Origin of the sequence: Undibacterium sp. TC4M20W (assembly GCF_049340245.1) — a bacterium.
Taxonomy (GTDB): domain Bacteria; phylum Pseudomonadota; class Gammaproteobacteria; order Burkholderiales; family Burkholderiaceae_D; genus Undibacterium.
Genome location: NZ_JBMPPI010000003.1, coordinates 173,514 through 193,865, shown reverse-complemented (window position 1 = coordinate 193,865; position 20,352 = coordinate 173,514). Strand labels below are relative to the sequence as shown.

Sequence of the window (20,352 nt, the reverse complement as noted above, 5' to 3'; positions counted from 1 at the left end):
ACAAGACTAACCGGCATTTATAATTGCTGTCCTACCCTCCCCTTTATTCAGCAAGTCTTTTGCAGCCAGTGCCAAGAAAGCATCGACGGCAGAGCTGCTGCCACTGCCACCAGTCTGTATGCTTGGCACCATGGCGATATGGCCTTTTTCTATCGCTTCAGCAAAGCGCAGCAAGACTGTTTGCTGGAATTGCAGTTCTGGACCACCGTAGGCTTCTACGTTCAATTCAGTTGCTTTCGCCTGCGCTTCACCTATTTGCTGGATTTGGTAAGCCTCAGCATTGGCCAGGGTACGTTTGGCATCTGCTGCGCCAGAAGCAACCTGACGTGCTTCTTCTGCCGCCTTGATGGCTTTTTGCACAGCGGCACTACCGTGATTTTCTGCAATCTTGACGGCTAGTTCTGATTCGGTAATGGAGGTCTGTTGTTTTGCGCGGGCTTCTGCTTCGCGCAAAATACGTTCTTGTACTGCTGCGGTTTCCTTGGTTTTATAAGTTTCCAGTTGCTCTCTCGATACCTGGCGCTCACGCAATTGCTTCAGGATGACTTCAATCTGGGTATCACCATTCTTGGCGCGCGGTGTGCCTATCAAGACTTCATTCAGGGTCAGGTTATAGCCTTCAAAATTCTTGCGCATTTCTGCTTTGGCGCGCTCCTGTATGTCTGAGCGTTCCTGCAGTAATTCAATGAGGGTCTTGCCCTGCCCTATGTTCTTGAAGTACGCAGCCACCATGGGGTCCAGTGTCTGTTCTACCAGCTTCTGGATATCACCAAATCTTTGTATGACCAGCGGTGCCATTTTATAGTCGATATTGACGACCACCGACAAAGGCAAGTCAGGCTCGAATGCATCTTTGGTAATCAATGACACTTCGCTCAGATGTTTGTCGAGTTCATGTGAACCCACCTGACCAGACTGCCATTTCAAGATGAAGTTAGTTGTTGGCACATCAATGACACGTTTGGCATATGGATTCAATGCATATTTGCCTGGCAACAGTGGCGATACCTGGACACCTTTTTCATCACTGCTGACTAACTCACCATGACGGTATGCGTCGCCAGTCACATCATTGCCAGCCTTACCGGTATAAGACACGACAACACCGACATAGCCAACTGGCACTACACGCTTTTCCACTATTTCATAGCTGGCAAAACGTGCGTTCAGATAATAGGTACCTTCCACCAATACCTGCAACTGACGACCTTTGTAGCCACCAGCCTCGATAAACACTTCAGGATTTTGGAAGTCATGATGATAGTTGCGACCTTCGTGCGGATCAGCGCCGACCACCGGAGCGACGATAGTACCCTCGGGCAAAGACTGTCCTTCATGCGTGGTGATGACTGCCAGTTTATCGTCGCGTATCACCAAGGGCAGGAAACCGTTACGTGTACGCAGTTCATCCAGCATTTCTGCCAGTTGGCCAACCACAATGCCATCGTTACTGATATTGCCATCACCAGGCAAAGGCAAGGCATAGACGCGTTCAGCAGTCAGCACCACGAATTGTGCCAGGTTGATTGCGTAGGTACCTTCACGCAGTATCTTGCGTTGCAAGCCTTTTTGACCAGCATTGGTCAGGAAGCTGCGGACATCGGTAAAGTCATTGGCCTCCTTATTGCAAGCCAGGTTTTGGGTAGGTGCCATGGCTTGCCCATCGCGGGCAAATACATAGGCCAGAGTGCCTTGCTGTATGGTTACCAGATCATGTCTGTGTATGGAATATTGAAACGGGAAAAACATATGAAAACCACCACGCAAGACTTCAGGCTGGAAACCAGCCTCGCCATTCAGTGCAATAAATCCATGCTGGACGGAACCACTGGCTGACCATTTCTTTTCGACGATACCGATTTTTTCATTCGAGATATACACAAGCACATTACTGCTATACAACAGCAAAATAAGAACAACAACGATGCTTGCCAAAATAATTTCAAACATACTTAGCCTCTTCTTTTTTAAAATTCCGGTTTGTTCCGGACATGCAGCAGCGCTACTGGCATCTGGTGGATGCCAGCAGTACAACGGGGATTTGTGTGGGTAGTGTTACGATAATGAGGAGCCTGTCACACTCCTCATTAGATCAGACGGGTCGTCGTGGCGACTCGATGACGGCAGGTTTTTGAGACTTGACAACTTGCATGGCAGTGGCGATCAGGCCACTCATATCACCCAGATTGGCCGGGATGATAATCGAGTTATTGGTTTTAGCCAGATTGGCAAATGCTGCGACATATTGCTCAGCCACTTTCAGGTTCGCGGCATCAGAACCACCTGGTGATTGTATTGCTATGGCAGTCTTGCGTATCGCTTCTGCGCTGGCTTCCGCAATCGAAAGAATAGCTGCAGCCTGACCTTGTGCGCGGTTGATCGATGCCTGTTTTTCACCTTCAGATTTGGCAATCGACGCTTCACGCTCACCTGTCGCGATATTGATCTGCTCTTGCTTGCGGCCTTCTGACGCAGCGATCAGTGCACGTTTTTCACGCTCAGCAGTAATTTGCGCCTGCATCGCATGCAAAATTTCTTTTGGTGGTGTCAAATCCTTGATCTCATACCGCAAGACCTTAACGCCCCAGTTGGCTGCAGATTCATCAATCGCGTTCACGATCGTCGTATTGATGTGGTCGCGCTCTTCAAAGGTTTTATCCAGTTCCATTTTACCGATGACAGAACGCAAGGTGGTTTGTGCCAATTGTGTAATCGCCGCAATATAGTTTGAAGAACCATATGAAGCGCGCATGGCATCGGTAATCTGAAAATACAAGATACCATCCACTTGCAATTGCGTATTGTCCCTGGTGATACAAACCTGCGGCGGTACATCCAGCGGGATTTCTTTCAGTATGTGTTTATAAGCGATGCGATCAACAAAAGGCACCACGATATTTAAGCCTGGCCCCAGCGTGGCATGATATTTACCCAGACGTTCCACTACCCAGGCATGCTGTTGTGGTACGACATTGATGGTCTTGAAAACAAATACCATTGCCAACACTAATAAAACCAGAGCGACGCCACCTATATTTTCCATATCCTTACCTTTATTGTTATTTAGACTGTCTTGTATTGATCTATATTGATTTTTGTACTGCTATGAAGGTTTCACTATCAAACGGCTACCTTGTATTTCTTCAATCACATAAGCACCGGGATAGCCTGCCGAGTGCTGTAATTCAACATCCCACATGGCACCGCGATACATAGTTCTCGCGGCAAACTTGCCATTACCTAATTCCTTCCATTCATTGACTTGCAAGGTTTGACCGATATCCATATTCACATTCGGGTCACGGGCCGCATTGGCATTTTCTTTCCAGCCATATTTGCTCTTGTGTAAGGCTGCAGTTGCGAGTGCGCCAACAACAGCCGCTACGATCATCTGGCTTTCTGTGCCCAATTGGAAAACAGCAGCGACAGCCCCTGCCACCAGACCAATTGAAATCATCAATAAGTAAAACGTACCCGTGAACAACTCAAATATCACGACTACACCCGCCAGTATCATCCACATCATCCATCCGCTCATATTCTTATTCTCCTTATCAATTTTTGTATTTATAAATTCTGCTACTTTTGCATTTTCCACGACTGGCTTATATTTTTCATCGGTAATCGCCGTAGGAATTTACCCACAAAAAAGCCCCCGTTACCTAGCGTGGTAACGAGGGCTTTTCCAGGAATTTTGTTGAAGTATTGATTTTCTTTTTCTTTAGTTTCGACAACGGTAGTCTAGTCTTAATTTAAAAATATACAAGGGCTTCAATCGACTTATGTTGCGGCGCACCAACAAGAAAAAACGGGAATTCTTTTGCAAGAAATTCCCGTTTTTACTTCAAGACCAGAACTATTTATTTTCCAACTGCAGCCAGTTTCTGCCAAGTATCAATCACAGAATCAGGATTCAAGGAAATTGATTCTATTCCTTCTTTCATCAGCCATTCAGCAAAGTCAGGATGATCAGATGGTCCCTGACCACAGATACCAACATACTTGTCAAGTTTGCGACAAGCAGCGATGGCGCGTGACAGCAAGGCGCGCACTGCAGGGTCACGTTCATCAAAATCTGCTGCCAGCAATTCCATACCCGAATCGCGGTCCAGGCCCAGCGTCAGCTGCGTCAAGTCATTGGAACCGATAGAGAAGCCATCAAAGAATTGCAGGAATTCTTCTGCCAGAATTGCATTCGATGGTACTTCGCACATCATGATCAGGCGCAGGCCATTTTCACCACGTTTGAGGCCATTTTTTGCCAGCAGATTCACGACTTTTTCAGCCTGACCCAAAGTACGTACGAAAGGAACCATGATTTCTACATTGGTCAGGCCCATTTCATTACGTACACGTTTCATTGCCTGGCATTCCATTTCGAATGACTCGGCAAAATCCGGTGCCAGATAACGCGCAGCACCGCGGAAACCCAGCATAGGATTTTCTTCATCCGGCTCGTAGCGCGATCCGCCTATGAGTTTCTTGTATTCATTTGACTTAAAGTCAGACAGGCGAACGATGACTTTCTTGGGCCAGAATGCAGCAGCAATAGTGGCGATGCCTTCTGCCAGTTTATCTACATAAAAAGCTCTTGGAGAGGCATGTCCACGTGCAACAGATTCCACTGCTTTTTTGAGGTCAGCATCAATATTCGGGTATTCCAGTATGGCTTTTGGATGTACGCCGATATTATTGTTGATGATGAATTCCAGACGCGCCAGGCCCACACCTTCATTTGGTACTGACTGGAAGTCAAACGCCAGTTGAGGATTACCGACATTGAGCATGATTTTCAAAGGCAGCTTGGGCAATTCACCACGCAACTCTTCAGTGATTTCCGTTTCCAGCAAACCATCGTAAATCTTGCCTTCATCACCCTCAGCACAAGAGACTGTGACCAGGGTGCCGTCTTTGAGCACGTCCGTTGCATCTTCACAGCCAACTACTGCAGGCACGCCCAGTTCACGGGCGATGATTGCTGCGTGGCAGGTACGGCCACCGCGGTTGGTGACAATCGCGGCAGCGCGCTTCATGACGGGTTCCCAGTTGGGGTCTGTCATGTCGGCAACCAGTACGTCGCCGGGTTGTACTCTTTCCATCTCGGATGGATCATGAATCACGCGCACGCGGCCCGCACCTATCTTTTGACCAATAGCACGGCCAGAGGCTAATACTGTGCCGCTGCCTTTGAGTTTGAAGCGCTGCTGCGCATCAGTGGCCTTTTGCTGGGATTTGACTGTCTCTGGGCGAGCTTGCAGGATATACAGCTTACCGTCACGGCCATCCTTGCCCCATTCGATGTCCATAGGGCGACCATAATGTTTTTCGATGATGGTCGCATATTTGGCCAGCTCTACTACTTCAGTGTCATTCAGGGAATAACGGTTGCGCAATTCCACTGGCACATCGACTGTTTTGACCGAGCGGCCTGCCTTGGCTTCACCAGTGAATTCCATCTTGATGAGTTTGGAGCCAATATTGCGGCGGATAACTGGCAGTTTACCCAGTTCCAGCATAGGTTTGTGGACATAGAATTCATCAGGATTAACCGCACCCTGTACTACGGTTTCGCCCAGACCATAGCTGGACGTGATAAACACCACGTCCTTGAAACCGGATTCTGTATCTATCGTGAACATGACGCCAGCGGCACCCAGGTCAGAACGTACCATGCGCTGTACACCGGCAGACAAGGCCACTTCGGCATGGGTAAAGCCTTTATGGACACGGTAAGAAATTGCCCTGTCGTTATACAGTGAGGCAAATACATGCTTCATTGCCTCCAGAATATTGTCAATTCCGACAACATTCAAGAAAGTTTCTTGCTGACCAGCGAAAGATGCATCAGGCAAATCTTCTGCGGTAGCTGAAGAACGCACGGCAAATGACATTTCAGCCGTAGAGTCAGAGACCAGCTTGTTGTAAAACTCTTCTATCTCTGTCAGCAAGCGTGGCTGAAATGGCGTGTCGATGATCCATTGACGGATATCTGCACCGGCTCTTGCCAGTTCCTTGACGTCGTCGATATCAAGCCCCTCAAGACGGTCGGCAATGCGTTTTTCCAGTGGCAAACCGCCATCAATACTATGCGTCAGGAAATCGCGAAAAGCTTGTGCCGTGGTGGCAAAACCACCAGGAACCCGCACACCGGCAGTTGCCAGTTGGCTGATCATTTCGCCTAAAGAAGCATTTTTCCCGCCGACGGATTCAACATCCGTCATGCGTAAATGCTCAAACGAGGCAACATAAGTTGCTTCAGTAATTGCTGCGTTGGACATAACAACCTCTTTTTGATGGTAAGAAATCTTTGCTGTTCCATGCTATTTAAAGCCGTGCTGCTTCGTATCCCGCTGATTTTTTGTTATTCTTGAGGCGAGCTACGCTGGACATGCTGTTGCAGCATTTTACATTGTGTCCTGCAAGATTTATCCAAACGGAATAAGAATTTGCAGTCTTTTTTGTTTCTAAGAGTACAAATATATTCCGTCCAGTCTATTGTCATTATTCATATAAAACTATTATGTCAGATACTCCCCAGCAAGCACGGCCTGCAGCTAACCGTACCGTCTTTTTCGTCTCTGATGGTACTGGTATCACTGCGGAAACCTTCGGTCACTCGGTATTGACGCAATTTGACCTGAAATTCAAGCAAATTCGCCTGCCTTTTATCGATACGCTGGAAAAAGCCCACGAAGCCGTGCGCAAGATAAATGATGCCTATACGGCTGAAGGCAATCGCCCCATCGTCTTTTCCACACTGGTCAAAGCTGACCTCGCTGGCGTTGTTTTTAAATCCAAGGGCTTGCACATGGATTTGATACAAACCTTTGTGTCACCGCTGGAACAAGAATTGGGTGTCAAATCCACCCACACCATAGGGCGCAGCCACAATATTACGGACTCTGAAGAATATAAAAACAGGATAGAAGCCATCAATTTCTCTTTGGCACATGATGATGGTCAATCCAACAAAAATTTATCGACGGCAGATGTGATACTGGTGGGCGTGTCGCGCTCAGGAAAAACCCCAACTACCTTGTATCTGGCCATGCAATATGGCATCAAAGCGGCAAATTACCCATTGATTCCTGATGATTTTGAACGCGGCAAGTTGCCATCGGCATTGCCTGAATTTAAAGGCAAGATTTTTGGCTTGAGCATTGCGCCTGAACGCCTGTCAGAAATTCGTAATGAACGTCGCCCCGGCAGTAAATATGCTTCGCTGGAAAACTGCCGCTATGAAGTCAACGAGGCGGAGCTGATGATGAAGCGCGAAGGCATACGCTGGCTGTCATCCACTGCAAAATCGATAGAAGAGATTTCAACCACGATTTTGCAGGAAATTAAATCTGACGTACGGATTTACTGATTTTTTGTCGCCAACTGCTGCCGGACTTGCTCAAAAAAGCAGATTGCGGCACTGGCGGCTACATTCAGTGACTCTATCGCCGCTTGCTGGGGTATGGTCACTGTGCTTGTAGCCATGGACATCAATTCAGGTGAGACGCCCTGCCCTTCATGACCAAACAGCCAGACTACTTCCTGATTCAAATTACTTTGATAGATAGTTTGCCTGGTATGAGAGCTGGTGGCCAGCACTGGTATCGTGGCTTTACTTAGCAATGCTGGCAAATCGACATTTTCAAAAATATTCAACAAAAAATGTGCACCCATGCCTGCACGCATGACTTTGGGCGACCAGGCGAATGCGGTACCGGGGCTGCAAAATACATTTTGTATACCCGCCGCCGCTGCGCTGCGCAGGATGGAGCCGAGATTACCAGGGTCCTGCAAATTATCCAGTATTACAGAAGAGGCCGCCAAGGCCGCTGGAAATTCAGGTGCTGGCGTGGCAATGATAAACATCACACCTACCCCATGCTCAACCTGGCTGAGAGCCTTGTACAAGGCATCCGGCAAACAAATGCATTGCGTTCTGTGCTGCTCGCTTTGCGCCAATACAGCGGCCACCTCGGCATGATGCAGGCTGCTTTCTGCAACGATGCAATATTCTGGCGCGCCAAGATGCTGAAAATAGGCTTCACACAGATGTACGCCATCAAGCAAGGTGCGGCCAGCCTTGCGCCTTGCCTGCGAACTGGTGGCAAGCTGTTTGAATTCCTTGTAGAGAGGATTGTCGCGGGAAGTAATCGATTTCATTTATTTGAGTAAAGCTTTGACAGGCGCATAAGATTTTCTGTGTATCGGTGACACACCATGCTCACGCAAGCGCTCCAGATGCAAGGCTGTAGGGTAGCCCTTGTGTTGATCCAGCGCGTATTGAGGGTAAGTTTCATGCAACTGCATTAAGACATGATCACGTGCCGTTTTTGCGAGTATGGATGCAGCCGATATTGCCGCCACCTTGTCATCACCCTTGACGATGGCTTCTGATGGAACTGGCATGACCGGGCAACGATTGCCATCAATCAGTGCCAGTGTTGGTGTGACAGACAGGCCTTCAACTGCACGGCGCATGGCCAGCATGGTCGCCTGCAGGATATTAAGTTCATCAATTTCCTGTTCAGAGCATTCAGCAATGCACCAGGCTAGCGCGTGTTCCTTGATCTCTACCGCCAGCAGCTCACGTTTTGCTTCACTGAGTTTCTTTGAATCGCGCAAGCCTGCGATCGGGCGATTTGGGTCGAGGATCACAGCTGCAGCCATGACAGGGCCGGCCAATGGCCCCCTGCCCGCTTCATCGACACCGCAAATCACTTCATTTTCATAATCAAACAGAGATAAACCAGGTGTCAGGTCATGCATGGAAAAAAGCTTTCAGTGCTGCGGGATCTAAATAATAGTGGCAAATTCTTTGCTGACTCTGGCCTTCTTTCTGGCCTACCAGGACGGGCACCAGCTCATCATACAAGGCCAGCACCTCATCATCCTGATCGACATCGACCACCCTGACGGTGAAGCCATATTCAGGGCTATAGGCTTGCAGTTGTTCGAGCATGTCATCGCAAAGATGACAATAACTGCGTGAATAAAGGGTAAATTGAATCATCATTCCTGCCTAAAGTGGTTGAGATTGCTAACATCATGCGCGTATTGCATTCTCCATGCCTGCATTATAAGTCGCCAATATCAGACCTACAAAAGAAAAAAGGCCACCCGCAATGCAGGTGGCCTTCAATTTACTTGAAAAGTTTATTGACTTGCAGGACGCACTGTCACGAACTGAGATACGTCGCCACGCTTAACCAAAAGTAAAACTTGTTTCTTTTGATCAACTTTCGCTATAGCAGCTGTGAATTCCTTGGCGTCTTTAATATCTGAATTACCGATACGTATGATGATGTCGCCAGCTTGGAGGCCAGCACGGGCAGCGCCACCTTCGACATTTTCAAGTATCACACCGCCGTTGACATGAGCATCGCGCTTCTGCACTTCTGTCAGGTCAGTCACTGTCAATCCAAATACATTGGCAGCGGATTCATTTTTTTGTTTTCCTGTTTTTGCGGGCGTTTTTTCTGCCTCCACTTCAGCAACAGTCACCACTATATCTTTTGCTCCACCTCTCCGCCATACAGTCACTATTGCCTTGCCGCCAGGTTTTATGTCACCAATAGCGCGATTCAAATCAACTGCTTTTTCAATGACGGCACCGTTAACTTTAATAATCACATCACCAGCTTCAATGCCAGCCTTTTCCGCTGGAGAACCCGGCATGACGCGCTGTACAGATGCACCCTGCCCTTTCGGGAGATTCATACTTTCAGCAACGTCTTTGGCTACATCAGCATGCTGAACACCAAGGTAACCACGTACAACCTTACCGATAGATTTCAATTGCTCAACGACACTCATGGCATCATCGATAGGAATAGCAAATGAAATACCCATATAACCACCAGAACGGCTGAAAATTTGGGAATTAACACCAATCACCTCGCCACGCATATTGATAAGCGGGCCACCAGAATTACCTGGATTAACAGCCACATCGGTTTGTATATGACGCAGGAAATCACCGGTGTCCCGCGCTTTGGCTGAGATAATGCCAGCAGTCACTGTGTTTTCAAGATCAAACGGTGAACCGATGGCAATCACCCACTCACCTGCCTTGATTTTATCGGAATCACCTATGGTGACGCGGGGCAATTTGTTTCCGTCAATTTTCAAAACCGCTATATCTGTACGGCGATCAGCGCCAACAACTTTTGCCTTGAATTCACGCTTGTCTGTCAGTTTGACATAGACTTCGGAAGCACCCTCAACTACGTGCGCATTGGTTAAAACATAGCCGTCTTGGGAGATAATGAAGCCAGAGCCGATACCGCGTGGCACTTCTTCCTCTTGTTGCTGAGGCGCCTGTTTGCGGTTTTTCGGCGTGGGCTGCTGTTTTGGGGTTGGCATCGGCACACCAAAGAAGCGACGTAAAATCTCAGGCATCTGGTCATCTCCAGCAATGCCGCCATTTTGTCCAGCCGGAACTTTTTCTGTGGTCCTGATATTCACAACAGCCGGGCCAGATTTCTCGACTAGCTCAGTAAAATCAGGTAAGCCAACTGTAGATGCTGCCTCTGCCACTGGGTTGGCATTGATTGTAGTCGGCGCTATAAAACCCACGCAGGCACTCAAGACCAGGGTGGAAGCAATTTTTTCAATTGGAAAAAGTTTATTCGCTTTCATGGTGTCATTCGCTTATTTAGGTTTAAAATCAATTGAGTTCATTACTTGCCGGATCGCGCTGGCGGGTACTTCACCCACGACTGTGAGCCAGTATTCTGCATGGCGCTTGCCCATAATGGTCATGGCACCTTGTTGCAAACTGCCTTCAGTACGGTTTTCGCTATCCGGTTCAATAAAAACGGAAATCGCTGCCAGGCCATCAGAAAAAATCATTTGCACTACCTGGTGCGATTTGATCGCTGTTCCATCGCTGTTTTTTGCATTGCCGGCAGCGGGGATCAGCCGTTTCATCTCGCGGGTTTTCTTGAAACCGGCTGGCAGGGATTTCACAACCCATCCTGAATGAATATTGGATTGCACCGTCAGATTTTCAACCTGCCACTGTGCAGTATTTTGAAAAGTAGGTCTTACCCTCTGCTTGTCGATGTCGCCAATAGTCAGTTGAGTAAAAGCGATTTGCTCTATGACTTCATTTTTGGTATTGACCGTTTGCGCACGCAGCAGCAAGCCAGAATTTTTTTCTACGCAGAGTCGATAACCATAGCGAAAGCCATCACGGGGGTCCAGCAAGTATGTCTGGCAATCAATACCTGCCACGCGACTGAGATCAGCTTTTTTTATGGCGTAAGATTCTGGGAGAGATTGCGCATTCGAGGTCAGCAAGGCGGGGAATACTTCTTGTGTCGCATTTTTCTCTATCTGCAGGGTTTTGCTGTCAGGGAGATAGCAGGTTACTTCTTCGTTTTTTCGCAAATATTCACGAGGTTGACCATCAAGAATTTCCAGTTTTTCGAGTTCATTATTCCCATCAAGAACATGAGTGATTCTGGAAGTTCTGATTTGATTGGCCTGCTGATAAACAAAAGTACCTGAGTAATTCATTTTCTGTGCTGAGGATTGCATTTTACGCAATACACTATGCACTTCACGCTTATCGTCTATCGTGTCTTGTGCCATTGCTGGTGCCCATAAACCAAGCAGGCACGCAGACCCAGCCAATGCGATATTAAAACGCCATACGCACATCATATTTATTTTTCCGCAGCAGATGAAACAGCGTTAGCGTGTGTAACGTATTGCGCTCCGTTATTGATGGCAGGAGAAAAACGCTGATGCGCCATCAGATAGCTGTCAATTCTGGGATCGCGCAACATATCCAGTTCTGCGACTTTTTTATCGCTGCCCTGTGCGAGCTGGGCAGGCTGACTGGTCTGCTCATTTGCTGCCAGGGTATTGGCGCTCTGGTTGTTGCTATGATTGGCTAGCTGCACACTACCCGGGTTTGTCGCTCTACTGCTGATCTGAATCGCAGCATCAGGCTTAGTCTGAAAGGACTGCAATTGCGGGATCATGATAAAAGCAAACACCGCAGCGGCCGCCATACTGGCCACGGCTGCATAAGTGCCCAGGAACTTGTGTTTTCTTTGCTTATCCTGAGTGTCTGTTTTTTGCATGGCGCGTGGTGCCAGGATGACGGGTTCAGCATTCAATTTTGCAGAAAACCGCTGAGAGAAATCAGCACTGAAAGTGACCGCCAATTCTTCTGAACGCAGCACATCGCCGATCTGGTGATAAATTTCCCATGCATCCTTGCTTTCTGCTTCATTTAAACTCGCAAGCAGGGAATCCAGCTGAGCATCACTCAATTCGCCATCTGCCATGGCTGAAATGCTCTCATGTTGATTTGTGCTTTTGTTCATCATTTTCACCTTTTACCACTATTTTTAAATTCGTTTGCACTACTTTTCATTTGGATACAGACTTTGACCCATGCTTTACCAGCGTTGTTCCAGTGTCGTACCCAACAAGGGTCGCAATTTCTCTGCAATCGCTTCTCGCGCCCTGAATATTCTGCTTCTGACTGTCCCTATCGGACATAGCATGACTTCTGCAATTTCATCGTAGCTCAAGCCCTCTATCTCGCGCAGGGTGATTGCATTACGCAATTCTTCCGGCAAGGTTGACATGGCCAAATTGACGGTCTCAGCTATCTGTTTGCTCGCCAGTAAGGATTCCGGCGTATTAATATCTCTTAGCCCATCTGCATCAACAAAGGACTCAGCTTCATCCACATCAGATTCTGTTGATGTGGGGGCTCTGCGCCCTTGCGTAACCAGATGATTTTTCGCCGTATTTACCCCGATACGGTATAACCAGGTATAAAAAGCCGATTCACCACGAAAATTCGGTAACGCCCTGTACGCCTTGATAAATGCTTCCTGTACTACATCTTCCGCTTCTGCGTGGTCATAGACGAGCCGGGACACGAGCCGCATTAATTTCCTTTGATATTTGGAAACCAGAAGCTCGAATGCTTTTTTGTCACCACGCTGGACGCGCTCAACCAATAGCTGATCAATTTCGCGTTCTGTCGTCACTCATTCATTCCTAGATTTGCATGGGAAGAGAAAAGCCCGCCCCAAATGCATGTTATTACCGTCAACATACGCGATTTATATACTGTCAGAGTCCGCATGATTCCTAAAAGTTCCTCAGCAGAAGTAAAATTCACGTCAACTCGCCTGATGTTGACTAATCCATATCAAGCTCACTCTTAATGCCTGGAATGCAGCAGGGCTCAATGAATCTGGCAGTATAAGCAACTTATGTTCCTTGCCAGCTTCATCGAGCAAAAAAATTGATAAAAAGTATGGCCAAATACGGGTTTTGTGACTTAAACGCACATTCAATCCCGTTAGTGCCCCTGTTTCCATCAACTGCATATCTGTTTTCACATTTCTAGTCATTTTTTGCTGGGGCAGCAAATGCAAAATTATTTCCCCCGTTGCAGAAATACTCAGTTGCCGGCTTTGTTGCATACGCCGCCAATATCTGAAAACAAGGCAGCAACTGCTGCAAAATGAACTGCTGGCAATCAGGCAAATAAAAACCAAAGGTAGTGCCTTGTAGCTCAATAAAAGCCAGATACTCAAATGCACTAGTGTCAGCATGCAAAAGCATGCCAGCAGCAGCCCTCGTGAAGCACGGGTATTGATATGTAGCGCTATCGTCATGGCAAAAAAAAATGGCACTTCATTCCATCAGAAATGAAGTGCCAGGACTAATTATTTAAAATCAGACTTTTGCAAATATCAGCGTGCCATTCGTTCCGCCAAAACCGAACGAATTTTTCATCGCATAATCTATGCGCATATCACGTGCAACATTTGCACAATAATCGAGATCACAAGCCGGATCCTGATTAATGATATTCATGGTCGGTGGTGAAACCTGGTTGTGCAGAGCAAGAACCGTGAACAAGGATTCCAGACCACCAGCACCGCCGAGCAAATGCCCTGTCATCGACTTGGTCGAATTGATGGTCATTTTGTAGGCATCGTCAGCAAAGGTCGCCTTAATCGCATCCGTTTCGTTCTGATCACCAATGGATGTAGATGTACCATGCGCATTCAGATAACTGATTTGCTCAGGATTGATCTCAGCATCTTTCATGGCATTGATCATGCTACGGCGCGGGCCATCCATGGTCGGTGTGGTGATGTGATAAGCATCACCACTCATACCAAAGCCTATGACTTCGGCATAGATCCTGGCACCACGCGCTTTGGCATGTTCATACTCTTCCAGTACCATGACACCTGCGCCTTCACCCAGAACAAAACCATCACGGTCTTTGTCCCACGGACGAGAGGCTGTAGCAGGATCGTCATTTCTGGTAGAGAGTGCCCTTGCCGAAGCAAAACCACCCAGACCCAGAGGAGAAATCGTTGATTCGGCACCACCGGCAATCATCACGTCAGCATCGCCGTATTCAATCATGCGGGACGCAGAACCGATGCAATGCAGGCCTGTCGTGCAAGCCGTGACAATGGACAGATTAGGGCCCTTCAAACCATACTTGATCGACAGATTGCCAGAAATCATATTGATGATCGAAGCCGGAACAAAGAAAGGGCTGATACGACGTGGTCCACGCGCAATCAAGGTTTCCTTAGTCTCTTCTATCAATGGCAAACCGCCAATACCTGAACCTACGATGACGCCAATACGCTCTGCATTTTCTTCGGTGACGACAAGACCAGAGTCTTGAAACGCCTGCATCCCTGCGGCAATGCCGTAGTGAATAAAGGTGTCCATATTGCGCGCTTCTTTTGCCGGAATATAATCCTCGACATTGAAGCCCTTCACCTCACCTGCAAAATGCGTAGTGAAAGGAGTTGCATCAAATTTGGTAATCGTTGCGATGCCGGATTTACCTGAAGTGATGGCACTCCAGGCATCTGCAACAGTATTGCCGACTGGCGAAATACAACCGAGCCCGGTTACAACGACTCGACGTTTAAGCGAACGACTCAAGCGCTTCTCCTGGATTTGAAAAAATTCGACTAATTAAGCCTTCAGATGGGCTTTAGCGTAGTCAATCGCTTGTTGAACAGTAGTGATTTTCTCAGCTTGTTCGTCAGGGATTTCCATTTCGAATTCGTCTTCGAGTGCCATCACCAGTTCAACTGTGTCCAAAGAGTCTGCACCCAAATCATCTACGAAAGAAGATTCGATTTTGATGTCAGCTTCAGCGACGCCCAGTTGTTCAGCGACGATTTTCTTAACGCGTTGTTCGATATCGGACATGTGTGTCTCCAGTGAAAAAATCAAAAAAATAAGGGCCTACAGAAAGGTGCGCGCATTTTAGCAGGTTTGTGAGCAAAAAAAGCAAGCCTCTGATCCCCGGCAACAACTCCTGCTATTTTCGTCGAAGTTGCCTATAAAAATCAACAAAATGATTAGGCCAGGTACATCCCGCCATTCACATGCAGTGTCGCTCCAGTGATATACCCAGCATCTGGCGATGCCAAAAACACGGTTGCTGCGGCAATATCTTCAGGACGACCGAGTTTTGCGAGTGGAATTTGCTGCAAAATGGCCGCTTTTTGGTCTTCATTCAAGGCCCTGGTCATGTCAGTATCGATAAAACCAGGGGCAATACAGTTAACCGTAATATTGCGGCTGCCTATTTCCCTGGCCAATGCACGGCTCATACCTGCTACACCGGCTTTGGCAGCAGCATAGTTCATTTGCCCAGGATTACCAGAAGAGCCCACAACAGAAGTAATATTGATGATACGGCCATGCCTGGCCTTCATCATGCCACGCAATACAGCGCGCGATAAACGTGCGACTGAAGTCAGATTGGTCGTGATAACACTATCCCACTCCTCTTCTTTCATGCGCATGGCCAACTGATCCTGAGTAATGCCGGCGTTATTGACCAAAATGGACAAGCTGCCAAATTCCTTCTGGATTTCATCAACGAGGCCGGCAGTACGCTCTATGTCATTGACATTGAAAGCCACACCCTTGCCTGAGCCCGGCGCCAACTCTTCCAGATAAGCAGTAATTGCCGCCGCACCAGATTCCGTCGTCGCAGTACCGATGACTTTAGCGCCTGCCTTGGCCAGGCCAATAGCGATTGCCTTGCCTATGCCGCGGGATGCACCAGTAACCAGTGCCACTTGATTTTCTAATTGTTGAGTCATTTCAAGAGTTCCAATACTTTTTCCAAACTTGCCTGATCAAATACAGTGTCGCCGGTCAATTCTGACTGAATACGCTTGGTCAGGCCGGTCAAAACCTTGCCCGGACCGCACTCAATCACATGCGTGATGCCATCGGCATGCATCTTGTTAATGGTTTCTACCCAGCGTACCGGGCTGGCGGCCTGCCTGACCAGCGCATCCTTGATAGCCAAAACATCGCTCAGAATGGCAACATCGACATTATTAATCAATGGAATTGCCGGCTCAGTAAATGGGATGCTGGCCAGATAGTCACGCAACTTGTCTGAGGCAGGCTTGAGCAGGGATGAATGAAAAGGCGCAGACACCGACAAAGGCAAGGCACGCTTCGCACCTTTTGCTTTAGCAATCTCGCAAGCACGATCCACCGCAGCTTTACTGCCAGCAATGACCACTTGTGCTGGCGCATTGAAATTTACAGCCTCAACTACTTCACCCAGCACTGCAGCCATTGCCTCAGCACAGGCTGCCAGCACATCTTCGTCCGACAAACCCAGAATGGCAGCCATGCCACCCTGTCCTACAGGCACGGCATCTTGCATAGCTTGCGCACGAAAGCGCACCATAGGCACAGCATCTTTAAACGCAATAACGCCAGCAGCTACCAGGGCGGAATATTCACCCAGGCTATGACCAGCCACCAGCTTGGGGGCTGCGCCGCCAGCGGCGATCCAGGCGCGGTAGCAAGCTACGGCTGCTGTCAGCATGACTGGCTGGGTATTGGTAGTCAGGTCCAGCGCTTCTTTTGGACCCTCATTAATCATTTTACCCAAATCCAGTTGCAGCGCATCAGATGCTTCAGCAATGGTTTGTTGCACGACAGGATTATCAGCAAAGCCATTCAACATGCCTATCGCTTGCGAACCCTGCCCTGGAAATACAAATGCAAATTGCGTCATTTCTTATCTCAAATGTTTATTATTGATTGTTTAATTCTTTTTGCTTAGCTACTGCTTACATCTTGACGATGGCCGCACCCCAGGTAAAGCCACCACCCACACCTTCCAGCATCACTGTATGACCAGGCTTGACCCGGCCATCACGCACTGCCAGATCCAATGCCAGCGGTATCGATGCGGCAGAGGTATTGCCATGCTGATCAACTGTGACGACTACTCTATCCATAGGCATGCGCATTTTTTTTGCGGTGCTTTGCATGATGCGTATATTTGCCTGGTGCGGTATCAGCCAGTCGATCTGATCTGTCGTCAGGCCAGCGATTTCGAGTGCTTCGTTGGCGACCTTTTCCAGCAAATTGACTGCCAGTTTGAAAACGGCCTGTCCATCCATATACAAAAATGCACTGCCCTCAACTACGCCACTCTGGACATTGCCTGGCACGCATAAAATATTGGCATAGCTGCCATCCGCATGCAATTTGGTCGCCAGAACACCCGGCTCGTCCGAGCGCGACATGACGATTGCGCCGGCACCGTCACCAAACAGTACGCAAGTAGTGCGGTCTTCAAAATTCAGGATGCGGGAAAATACCTCAGCACCAATCACCAGCACGTTTTTATGGTTGCCCGCCTTGATCATGCTATCGGCAATGGACATGGCATACATAAAGCCACTGCACACAGCCTGCACGTCAACAGCTGCCGCACCATTGGTGATGCCCAGCTTGTTTTGCACTACGCATGCAGTACTAGGGAAGCCGCCGAGAAAATCAGGGGTTGAAGTAGCCAGCACGATCAGATCAATATCATTGGCCTGCATCTTGGCAGCATCCAGTGCAAGCTTTGCAGCTTCCACTGCCATATCACTGGTCGCAACAGAAGGCTCGGCATAATGACGGAAGGAAATCCCGCTACGGGAAAATATCCATTCATCCGAAGTTTCTATGCCCTTCGCTGCCAGTTGATCCGTTAATTCCTGATTACTTACTTTTTTGGGAGGCAAATAACTGCCAGTCCCTATAATTTTGCTATAGAAAGTCATGCGGTTTTCTGTACCAAGAGTTCATTATTGTCTGGAGCAACTATTCCGGCAACTGCCTCAGCCTCAGCCATAGGCATCAATTTTGCCATTGAAGTTGCAATGCGTGACAATACATCATTTTTCGCGGCATCGAATGCGCGCTGTATTGCCCACTCATAACTATACTTGTCTGCGCTGCCATGGCTTTTAAATACCAGTCCACGTAAGCCTAGCAAACTGCCGCCATTGTAGTTGGATGGATTCATGGTGCGCGAGATGGATTTCAAGGCACCACGCGCAAATATGGCGCCCAGCATATTCAGGGGATTGCTCTTGAAGGCTGCCGTCAGGGTAATTTTTACAAAACGCCCCATGCCCTCCGCAGCTTTCAGGGTGACATTACCGACAAAACCATCACAGACGACGATATCGGTCGTGCCTTCAAAAATATCATTACCTTCGACATTGCCATAAAAATTCAACAAGCCACGTTCGTGATCGGCACGCAGTAATTGGGCGGTTTTTTTGACGACATCATTACCCTTGATATCTTCTTCACCCACATTCAGCAAGCCTATGCTCGGTTTATCTTTGCCTTCCAGCGCAGATACCAGGGCAGAACCCATGATGGCAAACTGATGCAGATGCAAAGGTTCGCAATCGACGTTCGCACCCAGATCCAGCATGTAAGTGGGGAGATTTTTTTGATTTGGCAAGATACTGCAAATTGCCGGACGGTCAACGCCTTGCATGGTTTTCAGCACATAGCGGGAAACCGCCATCAATGCACCAGTATTGCCTGCAGAAACACAGGCCTGGGCAGCGCCTTCCTTGACCTGGCTGATGGCGACACGCATGGAAGAGTCTTTTTTGCGGCGCAAGGCAACTTCTATCGGGTCATCCATCTCCACCACTTCTGTGGCATTGATAATTTTTAAACGTGTATGGCCGCTGGCATGGAGCTTCTTCAACTCGGCCTGAATGATAGATTCAGAGCCCACCAGGAGAAATTCGACATCAGGTTCGCGATTGGCAAAAGCAACGGCTGCTGCCACTGTAACTGCCGGGCCATGATCTCCGCCCATGCAGTCTATGGAAATTTTAATTGTCATGTAGTGGTACGAAACTTCAATCTGAAACAGCGAGTGTATCAAACCGGAACAGACATCATCCCGAATTAATTTTTCAAAAGCAGGATTATCTCAAAAATTCAAAGACTCACCGACAACAATTCAATCAAAAAAGTAAATTAAGGGTTCGCTTGATTCTGCAAGAGTGAAATAGACATGCAGCAGACAAGTTATTTCAGAAGGTTAACGCAAAAAAGCGGCGCCAAGTCAGAGACTCGTCACGCCGCTTCTTTACCAGGAACAGAGATTACTCGTCGTTCTTGGTTTTCAATACTTTACGACCACGGTAAAAGCCATTAGGGCTGATGTGGTGACGCAGATGTGTTTCACCAGTTGTTGGCTCGATACCCAGTTGCGGTGCAACCAGGAAATCGTGGGAACGGTGCATGCCACGCTTGGATGGGGATTTTTTATTTTGCTGAACTGCCATGATAACTCCTAATACTTCAAAAAATGTTTCTAAAATTTAACACGCCTGGTTGAAGAATGCGAACATCAGCAACCAAGAATCCCTAACAATACTTCGACCTGAGTGTTTTTTCAGAATAATGCCACTAGGTACGCCCATTAATTTTCTTCAGCACGGCAAAAGCTGATTCTTTTTTGCCGACTTCCGCGTCAATCGCTGCAGTAGTATCTGCTGAAGCCAACGGTAGATCCGGGCATACTGCATGTTTGGGCGATTGGGGTATTGCCAGTAGCGCCTCATCCTCTATCAAATCCATGATATTGAATGTTTTGCTACCTACTACAACATCGATCTCGTCATCTTCAAGCAATGCTTCAATTTCATCTGCATTTTCTTCGTTTTTGGCGAGTACCAATATGGATTCAGAGTCAATATCTAATGCAAATGGTGTCAAACAACGCTGACACATCAACTGTACCGTACCATTCACAGACAATTGCAACTGCGGATGGCCCAGCTTGTCTTTGCCACCCTGCAGAGACCAGTTCAACGCACCTTCGGTGCTTGCACTTTCTTCTGACAGGCGAGGTAAATCTGCGACTAAAATGCTTCCCGAACGCTGCTCTTCGAGCCGGGAGAACGTGAAAGCGTCAATCACAAATGCTTGCATAGGATTATTTGAACCCAGAAAACCTGCGATAATAACAGGATTACACCTAAG

General features: G+C 47.9%; 21 protein-coding genes. 1 reads left to right on the top strand and 20 read right to left on the bottom strand.

All coding sequences use genetic code 11. The features are described from left to right. Positions 1-6 precede the first annotated feature (6 nt). The 4 genes from ACO0LL_RS05360 to ppsA form a co-directional block, all read right to left on the bottom strand. Positions 7-1,950: an SPFH domain-containing protein gene (locus ACO0LL_RS05360; RefSeq protein ID WP_422949850.1), complete on the bottom strand. Its 1,944-nt coding sequence runs from the start codon at positions 1,948-1,950 to the stop codon at positions 7-9. A 142-nt stretch (positions 1,951-2,092) separates the two neighbouring features. Beyond that, on the bottom strand, positions 2,093-3,043 hold the full coding sequence (locus ACO0LL_RS05355; RefSeq protein WP_422949849.1) for an SPFH domain-containing protein: 951 nt from the start codon (positions 3,041-3,043) through the stop codon (positions 2,093-2,095). Positions 3,044-3,103: 60 nt separating this feature from the next. Beyond that, on the bottom strand, positions 3,104-3,538 hold the full coding sequence (locus ACO0LL_RS05350) for an NfeD family protein (RefSeq protein WP_422949848.1): 435 nt from the start codon (positions 3,536-3,538) through the stop codon (positions 3,104-3,106). Positions 3,539-3,860: 322 nt separating this feature from the next. Further along, positions 3,861-6,278, bottom strand: a complete 2,418-nt coding sequence (ppsA, locus tag ACO0LL_RS05345; protein WP_422949847.1) for a phosphoenolpyruvate synthase — start codon at positions 6,276-6,278, stop codon at positions 3,861-3,863. A gap of 242 nt (positions 6,279-6,520) precedes the next feature. Here ppsA and ppsR point away from each other — a divergent pair, with 242 nt between their 5' ends. After that, positions 6,521-7,369, top strand: coding sequence for a posphoenolpyruvate synthetase regulatory kinase/phosphorylase PpsR (ppsR, locus tag ACO0LL_RS05340; protein WP_422949846.1), 849 nt, complete (start codon positions 6,521-6,523; stop codon positions 7,367-7,369). Here ppsR and ACO0LL_RS05335 read toward each other — a convergent pair. The 16 genes from ACO0LL_RS05335 to ACO0LL_RS05260 all read right to left on the bottom strand — a co-directional run bounded on the left by ACO0LL_RS05335 (position 7,363) and on the right by ACO0LL_RS05260 (position 20,301). Continuing rightward, positions 7,363-8,160 carry a TrmH family RNA methyltransferase gene (locus tag ACO0LL_RS05335; RefSeq protein ID WP_422949845.1) on the bottom strand — a complete coding sequence of 266 codons (798 nt, stop codon included), beginning with the start codon at positions 8,158-8,160 and terminating at the stop codon, positions 7,363-7,365. The two genes, ppsR and ACO0LL_RS05335, sit on opposite strands and share 7 nt — an antisense overlap. Further along, positions 8,161-8,766, bottom strand: a complete 606-nt coding sequence (gene rnhB, locus ACO0LL_RS05330) for a ribonuclease HII (RefSeq protein WP_422949844.1) — start codon at positions 8,764-8,766, stop codon at positions 8,161-8,163. Further along, positions 8,759-9,010 (bottom strand): glutaredoxin family protein, encoded by a 252-nt coding sequence (locus ACO0LL_RS05325; RefSeq protein WP_422949843.1) that lies wholly within the window; start codon positions 9,008-9,010, stop codon positions 8,759-8,761. Before ACO0LL_RS05325 ends, rnhB begins: the two co-directional genes overlap by 8 nt. A 143-nt stretch (positions 9,011-9,153) precedes the next feature. Then, positions 9,154-10,638 (bottom strand): DegQ family serine endoprotease, encoded by a 1,485-nt coding sequence (locus ACO0LL_RS05320; RefSeq protein WP_422949842.1) that lies wholly within the window; start codon positions 10,636-10,638, stop codon positions 9,154-9,156. 12 nt (positions 10,639-10,650) lie between these two features. Beyond that, positions 10,651-11,667 carry a MucB/RseB C-terminal domain-containing protein gene (locus ACO0LL_RS05315; RefSeq protein ID WP_422949841.1) on the bottom strand — a complete coding sequence of 339 codons (1,017 nt, stop codon included), beginning with the start codon at positions 11,665-11,667 and terminating at the stop codon, positions 10,651-10,653. Positions 11,668-11,669: 2 nt separating this feature from the next. Beyond that, positions 11,670-12,338: a sigma-E factor negative regulatory protein gene (locus ACO0LL_RS05310; RefSeq protein WP_422949840.1), complete on the bottom strand. Its 669-nt coding sequence runs from the start codon at positions 12,336-12,338 to the stop codon at positions 11,670-11,672. 75 nt (positions 12,339-12,413) lie between these two features. Beyond that, positions 12,414-13,016, bottom strand: coding sequence for an RNA polymerase sigma factor RpoE (rpoE, locus tag ACO0LL_RS05305; protein WP_422949839.1), 603 nt, complete (start codon positions 13,014-13,016; stop codon positions 12,414-12,416). A 135-nt stretch (positions 13,017-13,151) separates the two neighbouring features. Next, positions 13,152-13,670, bottom strand: a complete 519-nt coding sequence (locus tag ACO0LL_RS05300) for a protein YgfX (protein WP_422949838.1) — start codon at positions 13,668-13,670, stop codon at positions 13,152-13,154. Positions 13,671-13,713: 43 nt separating this feature from the next. Beyond that, on the bottom strand, positions 13,714-14,955 hold the full coding sequence (fabF, locus tag ACO0LL_RS05295) for a beta-ketoacyl-ACP synthase II (protein ID WP_422949837.1): 1,242 nt from the start codon (positions 14,953-14,955) through the stop codon (positions 13,714-13,716). Positions 14,956-14,988: 33 nt separating this feature from the next. Continuing rightward, on the bottom strand, positions 14,989-15,228 hold the full coding sequence (acpP, locus tag ACO0LL_RS05290; protein ID WP_110253556.1) for an acyl carrier protein: 240 nt from the start codon (positions 15,226-15,228) through the stop codon (positions 14,989-14,991). A gap of 152 nt (positions 15,229-15,380) precedes the next feature. Beyond that, positions 15,381-16,133, bottom strand: coding sequence for a 3-oxoacyl-ACP reductase FabG (gene fabG / locus ACO0LL_RS05285; protein ID WP_422949836.1), 753 nt, complete (start codon positions 16,131-16,133; stop codon positions 15,381-15,383). Continuing rightward, the gene (gene fabD / locus ACO0LL_RS05280) at positions 16,130-17,071 is read right to left on the bottom strand and encodes an ACP S-malonyltransferase (protein ID WP_422949835.1); all 942 of its coding nucleotides are present in this window, start codon (positions 17,069-17,071) and stop codon (positions 16,130-16,132) included. Before fabD ends, fabG begins: the two co-directional genes overlap by 4 nt. 55 nt (positions 17,072-17,126) lie before the next feature. Next, on the bottom strand, positions 17,127-18,113 hold the full coding sequence (locus ACO0LL_RS05275) for a beta-ketoacyl-ACP synthase III (protein WP_422949834.1): 987 nt from the start codon (positions 18,111-18,113) through the stop codon (positions 17,127-17,129). Further along, positions 18,110-19,204 carry a phosphate acyltransferase PlsX gene (gene plsX / locus ACO0LL_RS05270; protein WP_422949833.1) on the bottom strand — a complete coding sequence of 365 codons (1,095 nt, stop codon included), beginning with the start codon at positions 19,202-19,204 and terminating at the stop codon, positions 18,110-18,112. The genes ACO0LL_RS05275 and plsX overlap by 4 nt, the downstream gene beginning before the upstream one ends. A gap of 265 nt (positions 19,205-19,469) precedes the next feature. Beyond that, positions 19,470-19,652: a 50S ribosomal protein L32 gene (gene rpmF, locus ACO0LL_RS05265; protein ID WP_008449924.1), complete on the bottom strand. Its 183-nt coding sequence runs from the start codon at positions 19,650-19,652 to the stop codon at positions 19,470-19,472. Between the two features lie 124 nt (positions 19,653-19,776). Then, positions 19,777-20,301, bottom strand: coding sequence for a YceD family protein (locus ACO0LL_RS05260; protein WP_422949832.1), 525 nt, complete (start codon positions 20,299-20,301; stop codon positions 19,777-19,779). Positions 20,302-20,352: the final 51 nt, after the last annotated feature.